This window comes from Novosphingobium resinovorum, assembly GCF_001742225.1.
Lineage (GTDB): Bacteria > Pseudomonadota > Alphaproteobacteria > Sphingomonadales > Sphingomonadaceae > Novosphingobium > Novosphingobium resinovorum_A.
Genome location: NZ_CP017075.1, coordinates 1,166,878 through 1,185,833 on the forward strand (window position 1 = coordinate 1,166,878; position 18,956 = coordinate 1,185,833).

Consider the following 18,956-nt stretch of genomic DNA (forward strand, 5'->3'; position numbering starts at 1 on the left):
TTCGGCATCGCATTCGAAAAAGGCCCGGCCGGCAACGGTCGGGCCTTTTTCATGAATCCGAAAAAAGCATCTCCATCGACCGGGAGGGAAGTTGCAGCCGCTATGGCGACAAACCGCGTTGCCCCCTTTTGCGTGCCCTGAACGCAGCATTGCGTGTTCGAAAAACCGCAGGAAACCGGTCTTGCGTAAGCATATGCGGTCCGCATCCCGGATTTGCCGAAGCCGTAGCCCGGATTTCATAACGGGGGGCATCGGGCCGTTTCACAAGCATCGGCACAAACGATCGACACGGCTCCGTCTGTCCGCGGCGTCTGTCCCCAACAGGCCTAACGCCTTGACTACGGAGTATTTTACGGAGGCAACACCATGTCGATCAATTCATCGCGATCCTTCCGGCAAACCCTCATGGGCGCGGCGGCGATCCCCCTTCTGCTGCTGGGCGCCTGTGCCGATGGAAACGGCTTCAATCCCGGCTCGGGTATGACGCCCACACAAAGCCCCACACCTACGCCGGGACCAACGCCCACACCGAGCCCCACGCCGACGCCGACCCCCACCCCGGCACCAACCCCGACGCCGACCCCCACGACCACCAGCTACACCGGTCCGGCCGTCGGAGTAGGCATTGGCGGCACTTCGATCCTCGGGCCAAGCGGCTCCGGAACACTGATCGACGTCAACGTGGCGCCGCCCGCCGCAGGACAGTCCTCCAGCGGCCTCGCCGTGGATGTTCTCAGCGGCGACGGCAAGGCTGTAGCGGTTACGCTGCCCACCACACCGCAGGCGACCCAGGCAGCGCTCGCTCCGGTGGGCGCCATTGCCGGAGCGCTGCTGGGGCCTCAGGTCGGCTCCACCGTCAACAGCGTCACGGATGGACTTTCGCCGACTGTGGCGGTGGTTACCTCGACGGTCAGCCAGGTGACCAATCCATTGCTGGGCACGGTCGATGGAGTGCTGGCGCCGGTATTGGGCCAAGGGGGACTGCTCGCCCCGGTTTCCGGACAGCTTGGCGGTCTGGTAGATGGCCTGACCGGCGCGCTGCCAGGTGGCGGCTCCGGCCCGGCGCCGACGTACACCGGGCCGCTCGTCGGTCTGGATCTGGGCAACAATGCCCTGACCGGTCCGAGCACGAGCGGCACGCTCATCGGTGCTAACGTACTGTCCGAGGATTCCGGGCTCGTCTCCGGAACCCTGCTGACGGCCGATGTGCTGTCGGACGGCAAGGTTGTCGATGTGACTTTGCCGACCACGGCCGACGGCGTGGCGCAGGGGCTTGCACCGGTGGGCAACCTCGCCGGTGCACTGCTGGGCGAGCAGGTCGGCAACGGGGTCACGCAACTGACCAACGGACTTTCCCCGATCGTGGCCCCTGTTACAGGCGTGGTGAACTCCGTCGCCTCGCCAGTGCTCGATGCCCTGAACGGAGCTGTCGGCCCCGTGGTGGGGAGTATCGGGGGCGGCGTCGGCAGCGGCGGCGCAGGTTCAGCCCTCGCGCCAGTCACCGGGCTCGTCAATGGACTGCTCGGCGGAGTTTCCGGCGGCGCCGGATCGGGCGATGTCCTGGCGCCCGTCACGGGGCTGGTGAACGGTGTCGTCGGCACGCTCAACGTCAGCTTAAGCGGCACCCTGACCGGAACCGTCAGCGGAGGATTGCTGGGCGGAACGACAGGTTCGGGTGGCGACGCACTGGCCCCCGTCACCGGACTGCTTGGCGGATTACTGGGAGGAAGCACCGGCAATTGAGATGAAGGTCCGCGTGTCCTTCCGCTCTGTTGCCCTCCCCCAGGGAAGACACGCTGCGACCCTGCTGCGGTGACGCGACGGGGGGAGGAGGCGGCCCATGCCGGGGCCGCCTCCTTTCGCGTCACTTCTTCTTGGGCAGTTCGATCTCGGCCACGCCCATGCACATCTTGACGCCCTTCTGGTTCTGCATGAGGTGCTTGACCTGAACCAGATGGCGCCCGTCCTCGTCGACCATCTTGTCGACCACTTCGGCGGTCTGAATGGTGACGTCGCCGCTAAGGGCAGGACCGCGATAATTGGCGGTCGAGTGCACCACCATGCCCCATTCGCCTGCCCAGCCGGCGAGATAGTCGGTCACCCACGCCCCCATCGAGGCGCCGTAGCCATAGGCGCGTGGCATGCCGATCTTGCGCGCATACCTGGGGAACAGGTGCCCGCGTGACGGGCCGTAGTACGCGCCGTCAGTGAGTTCCGGATTGATCCGCTCCATCACCGGATCGTTCTCGTGACCCGCCATTTCCTTGGTGAAGCCAAGAGCCTCCAGGTCGATCGTGCGGCGATCGAGGGTGCCCCATACCGTGAACAGGTACGAGCGCCATTCCGTCGTGAAGCTGGCGACGGTGTGGGGTCCGAACACGCGCTCGGGAAGCTGGTCGCCGATATTCACGTCATCCCACCAGCGTTCGCCATGGCCCAGATCGTGCAGCATCCTGATCCAGCCGAACTTGCGCTCCTCGAGCTTCTCGATCTCGGCATCGGTCCATTCCGGCTCCTCGAACTCGGAGGTATCGACGCGCGCTCCGCCTGCCGCCGCGCGGTAGCGGATGGCGGTCGAACGCTGCTTGGCGATCAGTTCGCCGTGCTGGTTGCGGTAATAGTTGTCACCGCGCTGGAAGCAGGTCGGTCCGAACCCGGTGTCCTTGACGCTGTAGTCGTAGGGAATGCGCTCGTTGGTGATGGTATCGCCGCCGAACACGCGCGGGCCGTAGTGCCAGAACTCATCGCCACCGAACAGCAGGTGCGATTCGGCGATGCCGCCCATGCAGGAGGACGACGTGCCGTGGCTGTCGTCCATCACGATCGGAAAACTCTGCGGCGCCACCAGCTTGCCCCAGCGGCTCGCGGCCGCGAAGGCCGGGTCGTAATGGGCGAGGTTCGGATAGTGCATGGCCTGCACCCAGCGCCGGATGTCGTTGTTCCCCAGCGGCTCGCGGATCGGCGAACTGTCGATGACGGTGCCGAGATACTGGTCGATGTCCGAACAATCGAACGTGGCTTCCCCGATATCCGACATGGTGTGCTCCTTCTCCGCTTCCGCCTGTTAATCGACAGTGGTGTCTATTTCAGTCGCCGGCGAACGTCACGCCTGCGTCCGCCAGAAACGCGGGGGCGGTACGGCGGTCTGCACTCGACACCATGGATGGACCGGATTATGCGATGATTTAATCGAACGATTAAACGGAGACGAGATGCCCCTTCCCGCGCTGTCCAAATCTCTGCGCCTGCCCGTGATCGCGGCGCCGATGTTCATCGTCTCCAATCCGGAGCTGGTCATCGCACAAGTGCGGAGCGGGATCGTCGGCAGCTTTCCAGCGCTCAATGCCCGTCCCGCAAGCCAGCTCGACGAATGGCTCCACCGTATCACCGAGGAAACCCGGGACTGCGCCGCGCCTTTCGCGGTCAATCTCATCGTCCACCGCACCAACACGCGGCTGGAGGAAGACCTTGCAGTGCTCGAGAAGTGGAAGGTGCCGCTGGTCATCACCTCGCTCGGCGCCAACGTGGAAGTCAACGCGGCGGTGCACGGCTGGGGCGGCATGGTCCTGCACGACGTGATCGACGACATGTTCGCCCGCAAGGCCGTGGAAAAGGGCGCGGACGGCCTGATCGCGGTCGCGGCCGGAGCGGGCGGCCATGCCGGGCCGCAGTCCCCCTTCGCGCTGATGCAGGAGATACGCAGCTGGTTCGAGGGTCCGGTGGCGCTTTCTGGGGCGATCGCGAACGGACGCTCGATCCTTGCCGCGCAGGCTATGGGCGCGGACTTCGCCTATATCGGCACACCGTGGATCGCCACGACCGAAGCCAATGCGGATCAGGCCTACAAGCAGGCGATCGTCGATGGCCACGCCTCCCATATCGTGAATTCCAGCCTGTTCACCGGCGTTCATGGGAACTACCTGCGCCCGTCCATCGTCGCGGCCGGCATGGACCCCGACAATCTTCCGGAAGGGAGCAAGGACCAGATGGATTTCGGCTCGGGCGGCAATACCGCTGCGAAGGCCTGGAAGGACATCTGGGGCGCCGGACAGGGGATCGGAGCCATCCGCTCGATCGAGACCGTCGCGGATCGCGTGGAGGTGCTTACCGCACAGTATCAGTCGGCGAAGGACGAACTGCGCACCCGCACCGGCATGGACTGAGCGAGCGGCGCCACGGCGGCACGCGTGGAACCCCATAGCGCGTCAACCATCGCGTCCAGCTCGGTGAAGTCCACGCCCGCGCCCGACGGATCGCGGCGGTTCAGTTTCAACCGCCGCCGCTGCCCGTCCAGAAGGTAGCGCCGCAACGCCCGCTGCAGCAGATCCAGCCGCATATGGGCCTGCACTGCCGCTCCTTGTGGATCCTTGTCGCGCATTGTCGCCCAGCTGCTCTCGATCTGCCCCACCCGCTCGACCACCAGCGCGCTGTAGAGCCGGTGCGGCCCGCGATGCAGCGGCAGGCCCATGCGTAGCGCGGCGGGCTCGTCACAAGGCAGCAGCAACCCGTTCTCGCGAAAGTCCTCGAACCGATGGCGGTGCCCGCCGATGCTCTCCAGCATCCGCGCGAACGCCGCCTGCCCAAGCAGTTGCCGCGGCAGCAGGTGGTGACGCTGCAGGCCGGAATCGTAGCCAGGTGCGTCGCTTCGATTGACGGCGCGGAAGGAGAGGTATCGCCTGAGTGCGCTCAGCCCTCGTCCTCACGCCATACCAGCACGAGTTTGCCCACCTGCGACGGCTCGACGAGTAGCGCCTGCCCGCCGGCATCGATCCGCATAGGCTCGGCAATGCAGCCCCGGCGGACAAGTTGGTCGATCACCCGGACCGCAAGTTTTCCGGTATCGGCCGCCGTTTCGTCAGGACGTCCTTCAAGCTGCATTTCCTGCCCGGTGAAATGTGCAAGCCCCCGGCTTACGAGGCTGCCGTCCTCGGCGGTAAGCAGCGCCGTCAGACCAAGCGCCGGGAAAGCCCCGCCGCCAAGCCAGTTGAGCACCGTGCGGCAGAAATAGCGGGGCTCCATCCATGTCTGCGCAGGCCCCCAGCCGACCGCGCGGACCGGAAGATCGAGCACGAGGTTCGCCGCCAGTCCCATCATCGTGCGCAGAACGGGCTGCAGACCTGCACCAGAGATGATGTGCCCCGATGGAACCAGTTCGATGCACTCGCCCCTGCTCGGCACGGCATCGTCAGCGAACCCGAACCGCTGCTGCGCCTCGATCATCCGCCCCGGAGCCCCCGGATCGAGCCCGACGAGGTCGAAAGTCAGGCCGCTGGCCAACAGTTCCAGCCATCCCGCCTCCGGCGCTGGACGATGGCTGATGCTGGCAGGCAAGCCGGAAGCGGCCGATGCCTCCATAAGCCGCGCCACGGCATCCGCATCGGGCCGCGCGCCGGGATCGAAGAGCAGGCACAGCCCTGCGGTGCTGTCTGCTCGCTGCGGCATCGGGCGAATAGGCATCATTTCCAGCGTAGCGTCGAGTCCATTCGGCACTGTGCAGCCCTTCCTCAGAAAATCCCCAGTTGCAGCCCTTCAGCCATCGCAGCGCCGAGATCGCGACAAGCATCCAGTTGCGCCTGCGGCACATGTTTTTCGGCCAGTATCGCCTCGGGCGTCTGCGCATCGAGGTTGACGATGAGCGGCTCCGCGACCCGCCGCAGACGCCAGCCGGTGACGATACGATCGATCTGTGCCTGCGCTCCGCGGCCGTCAGACCCGGCCGCGATCGCCGTGGCATAAGGCCTGCCCTCGACCCGGCCCAGCAGCGGATAATAGCAGCGGTCGAACATCTCCTTCATCAAGCCCGTCATCGAACCCAGGTTCTCCGGACAGACGAAGACATAGCCGGAAGCCGCAAGCAAGTCCTCGGCAGATACATCAGAAACGGTGATCAGGCGCGCATCGTCGCCCGCGCCAAGATGCAGCGCCTCGGCCATGGCGCGCGCTGCGCCGGTACGACTGTGCCAGAGTATAGCGAGCAGAGAATCAACAGCCCTTGTTTCCTTTCCTCATCATAGCCCGAAGCCCGCCTTGCATGCCACCCAGGCCCGAAATGCGGGGATCGACATAGGCCCGCCACTTCCCGTCGAACGACGCCTGCGGTAACGCGGACCTCATGGAATCACGATCCGCCTGTGTCTTCGGGATCGACCGCTCGCTGACCGGCAAGGCCTGGCACTGGCGCGGCGGCAATATGGACCTCTCCGATGACCTCGGCAGAGGCCCGGCCGGTCTCGAAGACGATATCGTCACTCAGATCCTGCTCTCGCGCGGCGTCGCTCGCGAGGATCTGGAGCGCCATCGCAATCCCAGCCTTCGCGCCTTCCTGCCCGACCCCTCGGCATTCCGCGACATGGACGCGGCAGCCGAGCGGCTCGCCCAGGCGGTGCTGACGGGCGAGACCGTGACGGTATACGGTGATTACGACGTCGACGGCGCAACGAGCGCGGCGCTGCTGATCCTCTTGATGCGAGCCCTCGGCCATCCCGCTCGCTACTATATCCCGGACCGCCTGCTCGAAGGCTATGGTCCTTCCGGCGAGGCGCTGGTGCGCATCGCGGGCGAAGGTTCCAGCCTGATCGTCACCGTGGACTGCGGCGCGATGGCGCACGAAGCGCTCGACATGGCGCACGAAGCGGGTGTCGACGTCATCGTAGTCGACCACCACAAGTGCTCGCCCGTACTGCCACGTGCCACTGCGCTGGTGAACCCCAACCGCCTCGACGAGGACGACCTGGCCGCTTCCCACGGCCACCTCGCGGCCGTCGGCGTCGCTTTTCTCCTGGCCGTCGCGACCGTGCGCACGCTGCGCAAACGCGGGTTCTTCGAAAATCGCCGCGAACCGGACCTGTTCGCCCTGCTCGACCTCGTGGCACTCGGAACTGTAGCGGATGTCGCCGCCCTTCACGGCCTGAACCGTGCATTGGTGGCACAGGGTCTCAAGGTGATGGCCAAGCGCGACAACATCGGCATGTCGGCACTCATCGACGCCAGCCGCCTCGGCCGGGCACCAACGTGCAGCGACCTCGGTTTCGCGCTCGGCCCGCGCATCAATGCCGGCGGGCGTGTTGGCGAATCGACCCTCGGCGTTCGCCTCCTCACCACGACCGATGCCGACGAGGCACGCGATATCGCCGCGCAGTTGTCCCGCCTGAACGACGAACGCCGCGCTATTGAACAGGCTGTACAGGAAATGGCCGAAGCGCAGATCGATCGACAGCACAACCGCTCCGTCGTCGTCTGTGCGGGCGACGGCTGGCACCCGGGTGTCATCGGCATCGTCGCGGGACGCATCAAGGAGAAAACCGGCAAGCCGGCTCTCGTCATCGCGCTGGGGGCGGACGATGCGGGTAACGGCAAGGGCTCCGGCCGCTCGATCCCCGGCGTGGACCTGGGCGCCGCGATCATCGCCGCGCGCGAGGCCGGCTTCCTGGAGGCCGGCGGCGGGCACGCCATGGCCTGCGGCCTCACCATTGCGCCGGATAAGCTGGATGCCCTGTCGGAATGGCTGGACGAACACCTTGCCGCCGATGTCTCCCGCGCGAGCGCCAATCGCAGCGTACTGCTCGATCTGGCTCTTTCCCCCGGCGGCCTCGTACCCTCGCTCGTGGAGACGCTGGAGAGCGCCGGGCCTTACGGCATGGGCTGGCCCGGCCCGCGCGTGGCGGTCGGCCCCGTCCGCATCGTCAAGGCGGACGTCGTCGGAGCCGACCACTTGCGCCTGATCGTTTCCGGACCCGACGGCGGACGGTTCAAGGCCATGGCCTTCCGCAGCGCCGAAACCGAGATGGGCCAAGCCCTTCTGCACGCTGCACAAGGCCGCAAGCTGTGGCTGGCCGGGCGTGCGAAGATCGACGATTGGGGCAGCCGCCCGGCGGCGGAACTGCACCTTGATGACGCGGCTTTCTGCGACTGAAACGAAAGGTTCAAAAAAGTTTCCAGATAAGGGTTGACCACCCTTGGACCCACCGTTAGAGGGCCGGTCCTGCCTCCGGCGCAACCCGGTTTGGCCCCTTCGTCTAGCGGTCTAGGACGCGGCCCTTTCACGGCTGAAACACGGGTTCGATTCCCGTAGGGGTCACCATCGGTTACGGTGGGAGGTAACAAAACGGCTTCATGGCCCCTTCGTCTAGCGGTTAGGACGCGGCCCTCTCACGGCTGAAACACGGGTTCGATTCCCGTAGGGGTCACCATCCGGACTTTTCCGGAAAAGTCGTTTGAAATGGCCAGATGGCCCCTTCGTCTAGCGGTCTAGGACGCGGCCCTTTCACGGCTGAAACACGGGTTCGATTCCCGTAGGGGTCACCATTTCTCTTTTCGCGTCCCCCAACTCATCGGCAGGTTGACCATCCCCCGGCGCGTTTCGCCTGATCGAGATGCAGGTGATCGGCATGAGCCGCGTTGTAGTCGGGCGACAGCACGGTAGAGAAGCTGCGACAGGCAGCATCCCGTACGTCATGCAGGAAGCGCGACGTCGCCGCGTCCTTTCCATTCCAATCCTTCGCCACGCTTATCCGGCTTCCGTCCGCCAATACGAAGCTGGCGATATCGATGGCGTTGCCGGTGGCATGCTCACTCCAGTTGCCGCGTTCACCGCCGCCGATCCGGCGACAGCTTGCGGTGCCAAGATGTTCGATACGCACCACCTTCTGACGGAATACCGCCTCTGCGGCAGGCTGCACGCCGTGTCTTATCCAGCGGGCAAGTCCGGCGTCGACCGCACACGTCGCCTGGCCGCCCTGAGGACGTAATAGGGTCCCAAGGCGCGCTGGTGCGCCCAGGACCTGCCGATCGTCTCTGAGACATGCCCCGTTGCCTGTCGCGGGCAGTGCAGGCGTATTCACCCCGGCGCTGTCGAGAAAAGCCCCGCACACAGCCCGGCTGGACCGCAGCGCTGCGAACTTGCGCCCGGTTGCCCATCCGTCGGGCTCGGCAAGCGTCAATGGCGCACGGGGATCGTGTTCTGGATGATCATGCAGCCAGGCCAGGCTAGCCAGTACGAACGAGGCGGCCAGCAGCACGGCAACGGCGAACTGGTCGAAGCGGGAAAGGACCATGCAACCAACAAGTCGTGCACGCGGCCTTCGTTGCCGCCTGTCGGCAAAGCTGTGGAAAACCTAGGGATAGACCGGCATGAGCGGGGCATAAGAAAAGGGGAGAGCACCAAGCTGCCCTCCCCTCCTTCATAATTGCTTGCCGCGCCGATCAGGAGATCGGCGGCACCGTCTGCGGAGGCACGTCGGTATCCTCCTCGTGAACCTCGACGAGGCCCCGGCCCACGTGGCTCTTGCGGTAGCCAAAGGCGAAGTAGAACACGAGGCCGATCGCGCCCCAGATCGGCAGCACCAGCATCGCTTCGGTCGGCAGGTTGAAGAACAGCGTCACGCAACCGATGATCGCGATCGGCGCCACGACCCACACCAGCGGTGTGCGGAACGGACGATGGCGATGCGGATCACGCACGCGCAGGATCAGCACCGCGACCGACACCATCAGGAACGCGAAGAGCGTGCCCGAGTTAGAGATGTCCGCCAACTGGCCGACAGGCAGCAGCGCCGCGGCGATCGCCACGAAGACGCCGGTGATCAGGGTGACGATGTGCGGCGTCTTCCACTTGGGGTGGATGGTCGCTAGCTTCTCCGGCAGCAGGCCGTCGCGCGCCATCACGAAGAAGATGCGGGTCTGGCCGTAGAGCATCATCAGGATGACCGAAGGCAGCGCCAGGTTCGCTGCGAGACCGATAAGGTCACCCGCGCGGGTGTAGTTGATCGAACGCAGAACGTGCGCCAGCGCCTCCTGCGAGCAGACCAGCGGCTGGCTGCCCTTGGCGGCGAGCGCCGCGCACTGGGCGGTGAACTCTGCCGAGCCGGGCTGCGTGCCCAGAGCGGTCGGCTGGGCGCCGATGGCACCGATCGCACCGGCTGCGACGAGCAGATAGAACACGGTGCAAAGCGCGAGGCTACCGATCAGGCCGATCGGCACGTTGCGCTGTGGGTTCTTCGTCTCTTCCGCAGCGGTTGAGACCGCATCGAAGCCGACATAGGCGAAGAAGATGGAGGAAGCGGCCCCGACTATGCCGAGACCGCTGGTGCCGGCCGGTCCGAACCAGCCATTGGGTGCGAAGGGTGCGAAATGCTCGGTATTGAGCACCGGCAGCGCGAGGATGACGAACATCGTCAGCGCCGCCACCTTGATCGCGACCAGAACCGCGTTGAAGGTCGCGCTTTCCTTGGTGCCCAGCATCAGCAGGAAAGTCACCGCGAGTGCCACGACCACGGCGGGCACATTGATGATGCCGCTGGAGAAGTCGACGCCGGTGAGCGACCACGTCGGCCCGGCCGCCAACATCGCCGGTAGCTCGAACCCCGTCAGACTTTTGAGCAGGCCCATGAAGTAGCCGGACCAACCGACGGAGACCGCCGAAGCCGCGACGGCGTATTCAAGGATCAGCGCCCAGCCGACCATCCAGGCCAGCACTTCGCCGACGACGGCATAGGAGTAGGTGTAGGCCGAGCCCGAAACCGGCACCATCGAGGCCAGTTCCGAATAGCACAGCGCCGCGACGGCGCAGACCGCGCCGGCGATGATGAAGCTCCACATCATGCCGGGACCGGCCTTCTGCGCAGCTGCGGCAGTGAGCACGAAGATACCGGTGCCGATGATGGCGCCGACGCCCAGAAGCGTCAGTTGGACAGGACCCAGTGATCGGTGAAGAGATTTCTTTTCCGCCGTCGCCAGAATGGCGTCGAGCGGCTTTACGCGTCCGAACATGTGGACCCCCGAATTGCGAATGCCAGGAGGCTAACGACAAGCAGGCGCTTGGCAAGAGGCCCCTGCGGTAAATTCCCCAGCATTGTAATATTCTTACAACAATCCGGTATATCCCGTGCCCACGGCAGGCGTACGGCCCACTCTGGAGATTTGCCGGGGACCAGATCGGGCGCTAGAAGCCCCACCCATGTCTACGACCTTCCAGATCGACACCGCGACCAGCCGCGCAAACCCCACTCCGGCGCCGATGAAGCGCCTGACGATTCCGGCGATTCGCCGCCGCAAGAAGGACGGCGTGACCGAACAACCGATCGTCATGCTGACGGCCTACACGGCACGGCAGGCGCAGTTGCTCGACGCGCATTGCGACCTCCTGCTCGTCGGCGACAGCCTCGGTCAGGTGATCTACGGATTGCCCTCCAGCGTGCCGGTGACATTGGAGATGATGATCGCCCACGGCGCCGCCGTCGTGCGTGGCAGCTACCATGCCGCCGTCATCGTCGACATGCCCTTTGGCACTTACGAGCAGTCGCCCCAACAGGCCTTCGCCAATGCATCGAGGCTGCTGAAGGAAACCGGCTGCGCGGGCGTGAAGCTCGAAGGCGGAGCGGCGATGGCGGAAACGGTACGCTTCCTGAACGAGCGCGGCATCCCCGTACAGGGCCACATCGGCCTGACCCCGCAGGCGGTGAACGTGCTCGGCGGCTACAATGCGCGCGGCCGCAGCGAGGCCGAGGCGGCCAAGATCGTCGCCGATGCCAAGGCGCTCGACGAAGCCGGAGCGTTCTCGATCGTGATCGAGGGCGTCGTCGAGACGATCGCCATCGAAGCCACCCGCGCCATCGCCTGTCCCAGCATCGGCATCGGCGGCTCGGCACAGTGCGACGGGCAGGTACTGGTTACCGAGGACATGCTCGGCATGTTCGAGCGGGTGCCGCGCTTCGTGAAGAAGTATGCCGACATGGGCTCGGTGGTTTCGGAAGCAGCCGCGCAGTACGCCGCAGAAGTGCGCGATCGCAGCTTCCCCGGCATCGAGCAGACTTACCAGCCGAAGTGACCGGGTCCGGTGGCCCACGCGAAACCGGCTTTTCCGGTTTCGCCCTTTGCGGTGGTTTATCCTCCCTGTCGCGCAGCGATGGGGAGGGGGACCGCCCGCGCAGCGGGTGGTGGAGGGGTAGAACCCCCTCCGTCAGCCCTGCAGGCTGCCACCTCCCCATTGCTTCGCAACAGGGAGGATGAACTACCGCTCACCACCCCAATCAGACCACCCACCCCGCTCAGCATGAGCGGGGTGGGTGGGACAACGTCCATTTCCCACCCACTCAGCTGTAGTCGCCGTCGAAAATACGGCACGGAAGCATGCCCGGCTCCTAGCGTGCCGCCCTGCCCTGCAACCGGCGACGGGCCTCGGCGACGGGCGCGGTATTGCCAAGCAGCGCCTGCGCCTTGTCGAGCAGCGCCCGCGCTTGTGGGGCATAGTCCCCGCTTGCCGCATAGCTGTATCCCAGGGCCTGCGCCGCAAGCGGATTCGATCGCTGGAGGCGATAGGCCGCGAGCGCATTCTCCCGCGCAGCGGCAAGGTCACCGGTGCCGGCCTCCGCCATGGCAAGGTCTGCGCGCAGATCCACGTCGCCCTCGCCGCCATTGTTGCGCAGCCACGCCAGGATCGTCCGGGCGCGCCCGAGATCGCCCGCGCCGACCGCCAGTTCCGCCGCCGCGCGCAAGGCCGGGCGGCTGGTGGGGTTCTGGCCGAGGTAGGCGGCGACCAGTTCGCGCGCGCCCTTTTGGTCGTGCGCCATCGCATAGGCCGCGAACCGGCGCTCGAAGAGGCTTTCCGGCAGCCGGATCTGCGAAGCCAGCGCGTAGCGCTCCTGCGCCTCGGCGACGTGACCCATCGCCAGTTGCACGTCGCCTGCGAGGGCCTGCGCATCGTAGAATCCGGGGTCGGACCGGCGCAGCGCCTCCGCTGCGACTTGCGCCTCGCCGGTCTGGCCGAGATGCAACATCTGGCCGATGCGGCCGCTCTCGCCCAGTACCCGAAGCTGCGCGCCCTGTCCCCTCGCCGCCCGATCAAGCAACTCCCCTGCATGCTGACGATCGCCGAGAACTTCCCAGGCCCGCGCCACGGTGGTGAGCATGTAGGGCGAGGCGTCACCGTCGGCGATGTCGTCGGCGAAGCGCAGGATGGCATAGCGGTACTGCCCCGCCATGACGATCGCGCGCAGAAGCAGTTCGCGGGCGTGCATATTGTCCGGGCGCAGCCGCAGCGCCGCTTCGAGCGCCTCGGCCGCCGCTTCCGGGTTGTCGGCAGCGATCTCGGTGATGCCGCGCAGGATGAGCACGGCAGGCTGGTCGTCGAGCTTGCCCTTTGTCCGCGCCAGCAGCCCGCGCGCGAGGCCGTAGTTGCCCGCCCTCGCCGCCAGCACCGCCTGCAGGTAGAAGGCGCGCGGGTTCTTCGGACTGAGTTCGAGCACGCGCCGGGTGATCGTCAGGCACTCGCTCGCGTGGCCCAGTTCGCCCAGCGTCGCGGCATATTCAAGCAGGACCGAGACGTCCTTGGGATCGTGCGTGATCGCGCTCTCAAACCACGGGATCGCAGCCAGCAGGCCATAGCGATCGCGCACCAGCTGACCCCGGAATTCCAGCGCGCGCACGTTGCCCTCGTCTAGTTTCAGCGCGCGGTCGGCCGCCTCGATCGCCAGCAGGTGCTCGCCGCCCGCATAGCGCAGGCGCCCGACCTCGACCCAGAGCCCGGCATCGTTCGGGGTGATCGCCAGTGCCCGGTCGTAGGCACGTCCGGAAGCCGGAAGGTTGCCGTCGAGCCGCTCCAGCAGCCCCAGTGCGCGCCAGCCCTCGGCGGCGCTGCCTTGCGTGAACTCGCCGCGGGCAAGATAGGGCCGCGCGCGGTCGCGGCGGCTCTGTGCGAACAATGCCTCGCCCATGTAGGCGTTGACCTCTGGCGGTGCGGCTCCCTGTTCGAGCGCCGCGCGCAGCTTCATTTCCGCGTCGATGCCGTCACCCCGGGCGATGGCCTTGCGGCCTTGCCCGATGAGCTTGTCGGCGCGGGAAATCTCGCCGACGGCAACCGGCGTCGCGGTCGTCAGCACCAGCGAGAAGCACACGGCCAGCACCAGCAGCGGCGGTATCACCGCCGCGCCCCACCTGACAAATCTCCAGAAACGCCCCCCGCGCATCGAAGATCAGGACGGCTGCAAGTCGTACTGCTTGAGCAGGTCGTACAGCGTCGGCCGGCTGATCCCGAGCATCTTGGCAGTGCTGGAAATGTTGCCCTCGCTACGGGCGAGAGCATGGCGGATGACCTTGCGGTCCGCCGCCTCGCGCGCGGTCTTGAGGTTCAGCGCCGTCGCCACCTGCTCGTCGGGACCGGCCAAGTCGAGGTCGCCGGCACAGACCAGCTTCTCGTCCGCCATGATCACCGCGCGCTTCACGCGGTTCTCCAGCTCGCGCACGTTGCCGGGCCAGCCCCAGGCATCGATCGCCGCCAGCGCATCGGCGGAAAAGCCCCGCACGCGCGGGTTCATCTCCTTGGCGTAGCGGGTCAGGAATGCCTTCGCCAGCAGTGTCGGATCGCCCGGCCGCTCGGCGAGGCCGGGGATGCGCACGACGATCTCGGCGAGGCGATAGAACAGGTCTTCGCGGAACCGCCCTTCGGCGATCATCCCCTCGAGGTTCTGGTGCGTGGCGCAGACGACGCGGGTATCGACCGGGATCGACTGGCGGCTGCCGACGCGCTCGATCACGCGCTCCTGCAGAAAGCGCAGCAGCTTGACCTGCAGTTGCAGCGGAATGTCGCCGACTTCGTCGAGGAACAGGGTGCCCCCCGCCGCCTGCTCGATCTTGCCCGGCGTGGTCTTCACAGCGCCGGTGAAGGCGCCCTTCTCGTGCCCGAACAGCTCGCTTTCGAGCAGGTTCTCCGGGATCGCCGCGCAGTTGATCGCCACGAACTCGCGCTTGGCGCGGCCGCTGGCCTCGTGGAGCCCGCGCGCCAGCAGTTCCTTGCCGGTGCCGCTCGCTCCCAGCAGCATCACCGAGACGCTGGTATTCGCTACGCGCTCTATGGTGCGCGCCACTTTAACCATTTCCGGTGCAGCGGTGATCATCCGGCCGAGCACTTTCTCGTCCTTCTCCACCTTGCCGGCGAGGCGGCGGTTCTCTTCCTCGAGCCGGTGCAGGTGGAGCGCGCGGCGCACGATGTGACCCAGCGCATCGATGTCGACCGGCTTCTGGTAGAAGTCGTAAGCCCCGCGCGCGATCGCCTGCAGCGCGCTTTCCCGCGCCCCGTGGCCCGATGCGACGACGACCTTGGTGTCGGGCTTGAGCGCCATGATCTCGTCGAGGATCGCAAAGCCCTCGGTGGTGCCGTCCGGGTCCGGCGGCAGGCCGAGGTCGAGCGTCACCACGTCCGGCATCTCCGAGCGCAGCAGCGCTATGGCGCTGGCGCGATCCCCGGCGACGAAGACCTCGAAATCCTCGTAGGCCCACTTGAGCTGTGCCTGAAGCCCGGCGTCGTCCTCGACGATGAGCAGCTTGGGCAGAGATTCAGTCATCAGGCCACCTTCTCGGCGTAGTTCGGATAGATGTCGGTCGCCGCCGCCAGCGGCAGGCGCACCGTGAAGCGAGAGCCCAGCCCCTCGCGCGATTCGACGTCGAGACGGCCGCGCATCGCGCGCACCAGCTCGCGCGCCTCGAAGGCGCCGATGCCGAAGCCGCCCGACTTGGTCGAGACGAAGGGCTTGAACAGGCGGTTGCGCACGAAGTCGGCGCTCATGCCGGTGCCGCTGTCGAGCACCTCGAAGCGGGCGTTGATCCCTTCGACCACGAGCGACAGGAACACCGGGCTCTCCGGCTCGCTGGCATCGACGGCATTCTGGACGAGGTGGACGAGCACCTGCTCCAGCGAATGCCGACTGGCGGTGACCATGATGTCGCGCGATTCGGCGAGGACGACCTGCGGGCTGTCCTTGAAGCGTTCCATGACCAGCCCGAGCACCTCGGTCGCGGCCACCTGCTCGACCCGGTCCACGCCGCCCGAACCGTAGCGCGAGAGCCGCGCCAGCAGGGCATTCAGCTTGTCCGAGGAATTGCGCAGCGTCACCAGCATGTCGGCGCGGAAGGCGGGTTTTTCCGCGTGCAGTTCGGCATTGCGCGCAAGCAGGCTGAACTGGCTGGCGAGGTTCTTGATGTCGTGCATCACGAAGGCGATGCGACGGTTGAAGTCCTCGAACCGCGCGGATTCGGCGAGCGCGAGCTGGCTGGCATTCTCCGAGAGATAGCTTGCCACCTGCTGGCCGATGACGCGCAGGAGGTCGAAGTCCTCCCAGTCGAACTTGCGCGCCAGTTGCGGCCGAGCCAGCACCACCATGCCGACGAGGCGGTCGTAATGGACGAGCGGGATCAGCGCCCAGGCGCGCGGGTGGTCGATCAGCCAGTTCGGGATCGTGGTTCCGCTCTCACGACCCGCGCGCACATCGTCGAGATCGGCGATATAGCCGGTGCGCTCGAAATGGGCGATGTCCTGCACCGGCAGCCCGACTGCGGGCACCTCGATCTCGCGCCAGTTCCAACGGGCGGCAAGGGTCAGTTCGCCGTGCTCGCCAGGGGTAAGGAGCAGGCCCGCCGGGCTCTCGAAGACATCGGCCATCGACTGGACGACGCGCTCGCCGAGGGCCGCGCTCTGATCGGAGCCGATGGTGCGGGTGAAGCGCAGCCATTCCTCGCGATAGTCGTAGCGGTGCTGGAAGAAATGCTTGGCGAGGATGACCTTGAACCACGACCGCACCCGCCGCGAGGGCAGCACGACCAGGGCGAAGGCGCTGCCGAGCGTCAGGAAAGCCAGTTCCACCAGCCGCGCGAAGTTGCCGCCCGCGTAGGACAGCCACTGCGCCACAGCCACCATGGCGACGAGGTAGACGCCGATCACCAGCAGCGAGAACGTCTGGAACGTGACCGCCCGCGACGGGCGCAGGCGCAGGTCGTTGCGGTTCTTCGCACCGCCGATTGCGATGCAGACGGCCATGGCGATGGCGGCAACGCCTCGAATGGCCGCAATCTCGTAAGGCCAGTTTCCGGCCAGGTAGGCGATGGTGTAAAGATTGAGGTCGAAGGCCCAGAGCACTGCCAGCCCCATCGCCGGCCAGCGCAAAGCCGCCCGCGATTCGCGCGGCGCCCCCGCGTAGAGATTGTGCGCAAGGACGAGCCCGCCAACCGTCACCAGCAGGCGGAACATCACGTTGAACTGGAATGCGAAGTCGAGGACATCGCGGTCTATCTCCAGCCGCGACAGGCCGGAATTGACGGCAAAGTGAAGGATTTCGACCGCACCGAGCGCGAAGATCACCGGGCGGATCGGCGCAACACTGGCATCACGTCCGTCGCTGGCGAAGAGGCGATAGACCACGACCAGCCATGCAAGATTACGCGCACTCTCGGACAGCGCGGGCAGGAACGTCACTTCCGGCGTGCCGATGCCGAAGGCACAGGCAAGGCTCCACAAGGCCGTGAACAGCAGCGCGACGACCATGGCCGTGCCCGCAGCGCCGAACCGGTCGCGGCGGGAGAACAGCCAGATTGCGATGCTCGCCAGCGCGATGGCCCCCGTCAGGTCGAGCCCGACGCCCATCGTCGCCCAGACGGCGGAGGCCTTCATCATCGCGCGCCCTCGCTCCAGAGCACCACGCGCAAGGTCTGGAGGATGATCAGGAAGTCGAGGAAAGGCGTATAGTTCTTGGCGTAATAGAGGTCGTATTCGAGCTTGTTGCGCGAATCCTCGATCGAGGCGCCGTATGGGTAGTTGATCTGCGCCCAGCCGGTGATGCCCGGCTTCACCATGTGGCGCTCGGCGTAATAGCGCAGTTGATCCTCAAGATCGGCGACGAACTCCGGGCGCTCGGGGCGCGGGCCGACGAAGCTCATTTCGCCCTTGAGGACGGTCCAGGCCTGCGGCAGTTCGTCGATGCGGACCTTGCGGATGAACTTGCCGATGCGGGTTACGCGCGGGTCGTCCTTCGATGCCCACTGCGCGCCCGCAGCCTCGGCATCGGTACGCATGGAACGCAGCTTGATGACGTCGAAATGCTGGCCGAACAGGCCGACGCGCGGCTGGCGGTAGAAGGCTGGTCCCCGGCTATCGACTTTCACCAGGAGCGCGAAGATCAGGATGACCGGTGCGGTAACCGCCAGCAACAGCAGGCTGACGGCGATGTCGAACACGCGCTTGGCCGCGCTGGAAATCGCCCGGCCGGACGAGAAACCATCGGAAAAGATCAGCCAACTCGGGTTGACGGTGTCGAGATCGACGCGGCCGGTTTCGCGCTCCAGGAAGCTGGAGAACTCGTTGACGTGGACGCCCGCCGTCTTGATGCGCAGCAGGTCCTTGAGCGGCAGCGCGTTGCGCCGCTCCTCCAGCGCCAGCACCACTTCGCTGACGCCGAGGTTCTCGACGTAACGGGTCAGGTTGTTGATGGCCGAGCGGGAGATGGCCTCCTCGACCACCGGCACGCTTTCGCTCATGGCGACATAGCCGACGATGACGAAGCCGCTCTCGGGACGCTCGCCCAGTACGCGCAAGCGCTGCGCACGCTCGCCCGCACCGAGCACGAGCACCCGGCGGCGAAACGCGCTGGTGCCGAGGAAACCGCCCAGCAGCAGCCGGTTGAAGATCATCAGCACGATCGCGAAGGCCATCGAATAGGCCAGCGTCGAGCGCCAGAAATTCTGCCCGCCGACAAGAAAGTCCACGAAGGAAAGCGCAATGACGCCGAGCGAGATCGCCACCAGCAACCGCGCCGCCGCGAACCGCATCGATCGCAGCGCGTCGGCTCCATAGACGCCTACCGCCACCATCGACAGCGAGATCACCGCGGCAAAGGCGCCGTGCGCGATAAGCCGGTCGGCCAGCGGCGCCGGGTCGATGCCGATCTGCTGCGCGCGCAGCCGCCACGATGTCTCGTTGGCCGCCGCCAGCAACAGCACGTCGACCAGCCAGAGCAGCACCACGGCATGCGGGATATAGTGTTTGAACAGACGAATCATCGTCGCTTGCGCCATCCTTCGTGGCCGAATTCCGGCACTCGAACGATGGCCTAGGCTAAAGGCGTAAAATGTCGGTTACCTTGACAGGTGTGCCGATAAAATCAGTATTTTTGCCGAAAACCTGGAACGCTGCGCTG

At 66.1% G+C, this 18,956-nt stretch carries 14 protein-coding genes and 3 tRNA genes; 7 read left to right on the forward strand and 10 right to left on the reverse strand.

All coding sequences use genetic code 11. The features are described from left to right. The first annotated feature begins 366 nt into the window (after window positions 1–366). Complete coding sequence (locus BES08_RS05320) at window positions 367–1,743, forward strand: hypothetical protein (RefSeq protein ID WP_069707747.1); 1,377 nt, start codon at window positions 367–369, stop codon at window positions 1,741–1,743. A 121-nt stretch (window positions 1,744–1,864) separates the two neighbouring features. Here BES08_RS05320 and BES08_RS05325 read toward each other — a convergent pair whose 3' ends face one another. Beyond that, window positions 1,865–3,037, reverse strand: a complete 1,173-nt coding sequence (locus BES08_RS05325) for an FAS1-like dehydratase domain-containing protein (protein ID WP_008830024.1) — start codon at window positions 3,035–3,037, stop codon at window positions 1,865–1,867. 175 nt (window positions 3,038–3,212) lie between these two features. Here BES08_RS05325 and BES08_RS05330 point away from each other — a divergent pair, with 175 nt between their 5' ends. Further along, the gene (locus BES08_RS05330) at window positions 3,213–4,163 is read left to right on the forward strand and encodes an NAD(P)H-dependent flavin oxidoreductase (protein WP_008830023.1); all 951 of its coding nucleotides are present in this window, start codon (window positions 3,213–3,215) and stop codon (window positions 4,161–4,163) included. Here BES08_RS05330 and BES08_RS05335 read toward each other — a convergent pair. Genes BES08_RS05335 through BES08_RS05345 form a run of 3 tightly spaced genes read right to left on the reverse strand, consistent with a single transcriptional unit; the run spans window position 4,118 to window position 5,933 of the window. Continuing rightward, the gene (locus BES08_RS05335) at window positions 4,118–4,690 is read right to left on the reverse strand and encodes an AHH domain-containing protein (protein ID WP_083274583.1); all 573 of its coding nucleotides are present in this window, start codon (window positions 4,688–4,690) and stop codon (window positions 4,118–4,120) included. The two genes, BES08_RS05330 and BES08_RS05335, sit on opposite strands and share 46 nt — an antisense overlap. Next, a complete protein-coding gene (locus tag BES08_RS05340; protein ID WP_008832084.1) occupies window positions 4,687–5,490 on the reverse strand; it encodes a hypothetical protein in 804 nt (267 codons plus the stop codon). Before BES08_RS05340 ends, BES08_RS05335 begins: the two co-directional genes overlap by 4 nt. 14 nt (window positions 5,491–5,504) lie before the next feature. Continuing rightward, window positions 5,505–5,933: a flavodoxin family protein gene (locus BES08_RS05345; protein WP_008832083.1), complete on the reverse strand. Its 429-nt coding sequence runs from the start codon at window positions 5,931–5,933 to the stop codon at window positions 5,505–5,507. 179 nt (window positions 5,934–6,112) lie between these two features. Here BES08_RS05345 and recJ point away from each other — a divergent pair, with 179 nt between their 5' ends. From recJ to BES08_RS05365, 4 genes are all read left to right on the forward strand, one after another. Beyond that, complete coding sequence (gene recJ / locus BES08_RS05350; RefSeq protein ID WP_008832082.1) at window positions 6,113–7,912, forward strand: single-stranded-DNA-specific exonuclease RecJ; 1,800 nt, start codon at window positions 6,113–6,115, stop codon at window positions 7,910–7,912. A gap of 92 nt (window positions 7,913–8,004) precedes the next feature. Next, window positions 8,005–8,080 (forward strand) — tRNA-Glu (locus BES08_RS05355). Window positions 8,081–8,114: 34 nt separating this feature from the next. Continuing rightward, window positions 8,115–8,189: transfer RNA gene (locus tag BES08_RS05360), tRNA-Glu, on the forward strand. Window positions 8,190–8,228: 39 nt separating this feature from the next. Continuing rightward, a tRNA-Glu gene (locus BES08_RS05365) sits at window positions 8,229–8,304 on the forward strand. A 23-nt stretch (window positions 8,305–8,327) separates the two neighbouring features. Here the strand turns inward: BES08_RS05365 and BES08_RS05370 are convergent. Further along, window positions 8,328–9,053 carry an extensin-like domain-containing protein gene (locus tag BES08_RS05370; protein WP_008831542.1) on the reverse strand — a complete coding sequence of 242 codons (726 nt, stop codon included), beginning with the start codon at window positions 9,051–9,053 and terminating at the stop codon, window positions 8,328–8,330. Window positions 9,054–9,201: 148 nt separating this feature from the next. After that, on the reverse strand, window positions 9,202–10,767 hold the full coding sequence (locus tag BES08_RS05375; protein WP_069707750.1) for an amino acid permease: 1,566 nt from the start codon (window positions 10,765–10,767) through the stop codon (window positions 9,202–9,204). A 187-nt stretch (window positions 10,768–10,954) separates the two neighbouring features. Between BES08_RS05375 and panB the strand changes: the two genes are divergently transcribed. Continuing rightward, a complete protein-coding gene (gene panB / locus BES08_RS05380; RefSeq protein ID WP_008831544.1) occupies window positions 10,955–11,824 on the forward strand; it encodes a 3-methyl-2-oxobutanoate hydroxymethyltransferase in 870 nt (289 codons plus the stop codon). Window positions 11,825–12,137: 313 nt separating this feature from the next. Here the strand turns inward: panB and BES08_RS05385 are convergent, their stop codons facing one another. The 4 genes from BES08_RS05385 to BES08_RS05400 are packed head-to-tail and all read right to left on the reverse strand — an operon-like array spanning window position 12,138 to window position 18,819. Further along, the gene (locus BES08_RS05385; RefSeq protein ID WP_036524348.1) at window positions 12,138–13,916 is read right to left on the reverse strand and encodes a tetratricopeptide repeat protein; all 1,779 of its coding nucleotides are present in this window, start codon (window positions 13,914–13,916) and stop codon (window positions 12,138–12,140) included. Between the two features lie 51 nt (window positions 13,917–13,967). Then, complete coding sequence (gene prsR / locus BES08_RS05390; RefSeq protein ID WP_008828392.1) at window positions 13,968–15,335, reverse strand: PEP-CTERM-box response regulator transcription factor; 1,368 nt, start codon at window positions 15,333–15,335, stop codon at window positions 13,968–13,970. Then, on the reverse strand, window positions 15,335–17,437 hold the full coding sequence (gene prsK / locus BES08_RS05395; RefSeq protein ID WP_008828393.1) for an XrtA/PEP-CTERM system histidine kinase PrsK: 2,103 nt from the start codon (window positions 17,435–17,437) through the stop codon (window positions 15,335–15,337). Before prsK ends, prsR begins: the two co-directional genes overlap by 1 nt. Then, a complete protein-coding gene (locus tag BES08_RS05400) occupies window positions 17,434–18,819 on the reverse strand; it encodes a TIGR03013 family XrtA/PEP-CTERM system glycosyltransferase (protein ID WP_008828394.1) in 1,386 nt (461 codons plus the stop codon). The genes prsK and BES08_RS05400 overlap by 4 nt, the downstream gene beginning before the upstream one ends. Window positions 18,820–18,956 lie beyond the last annotated feature (137 nt).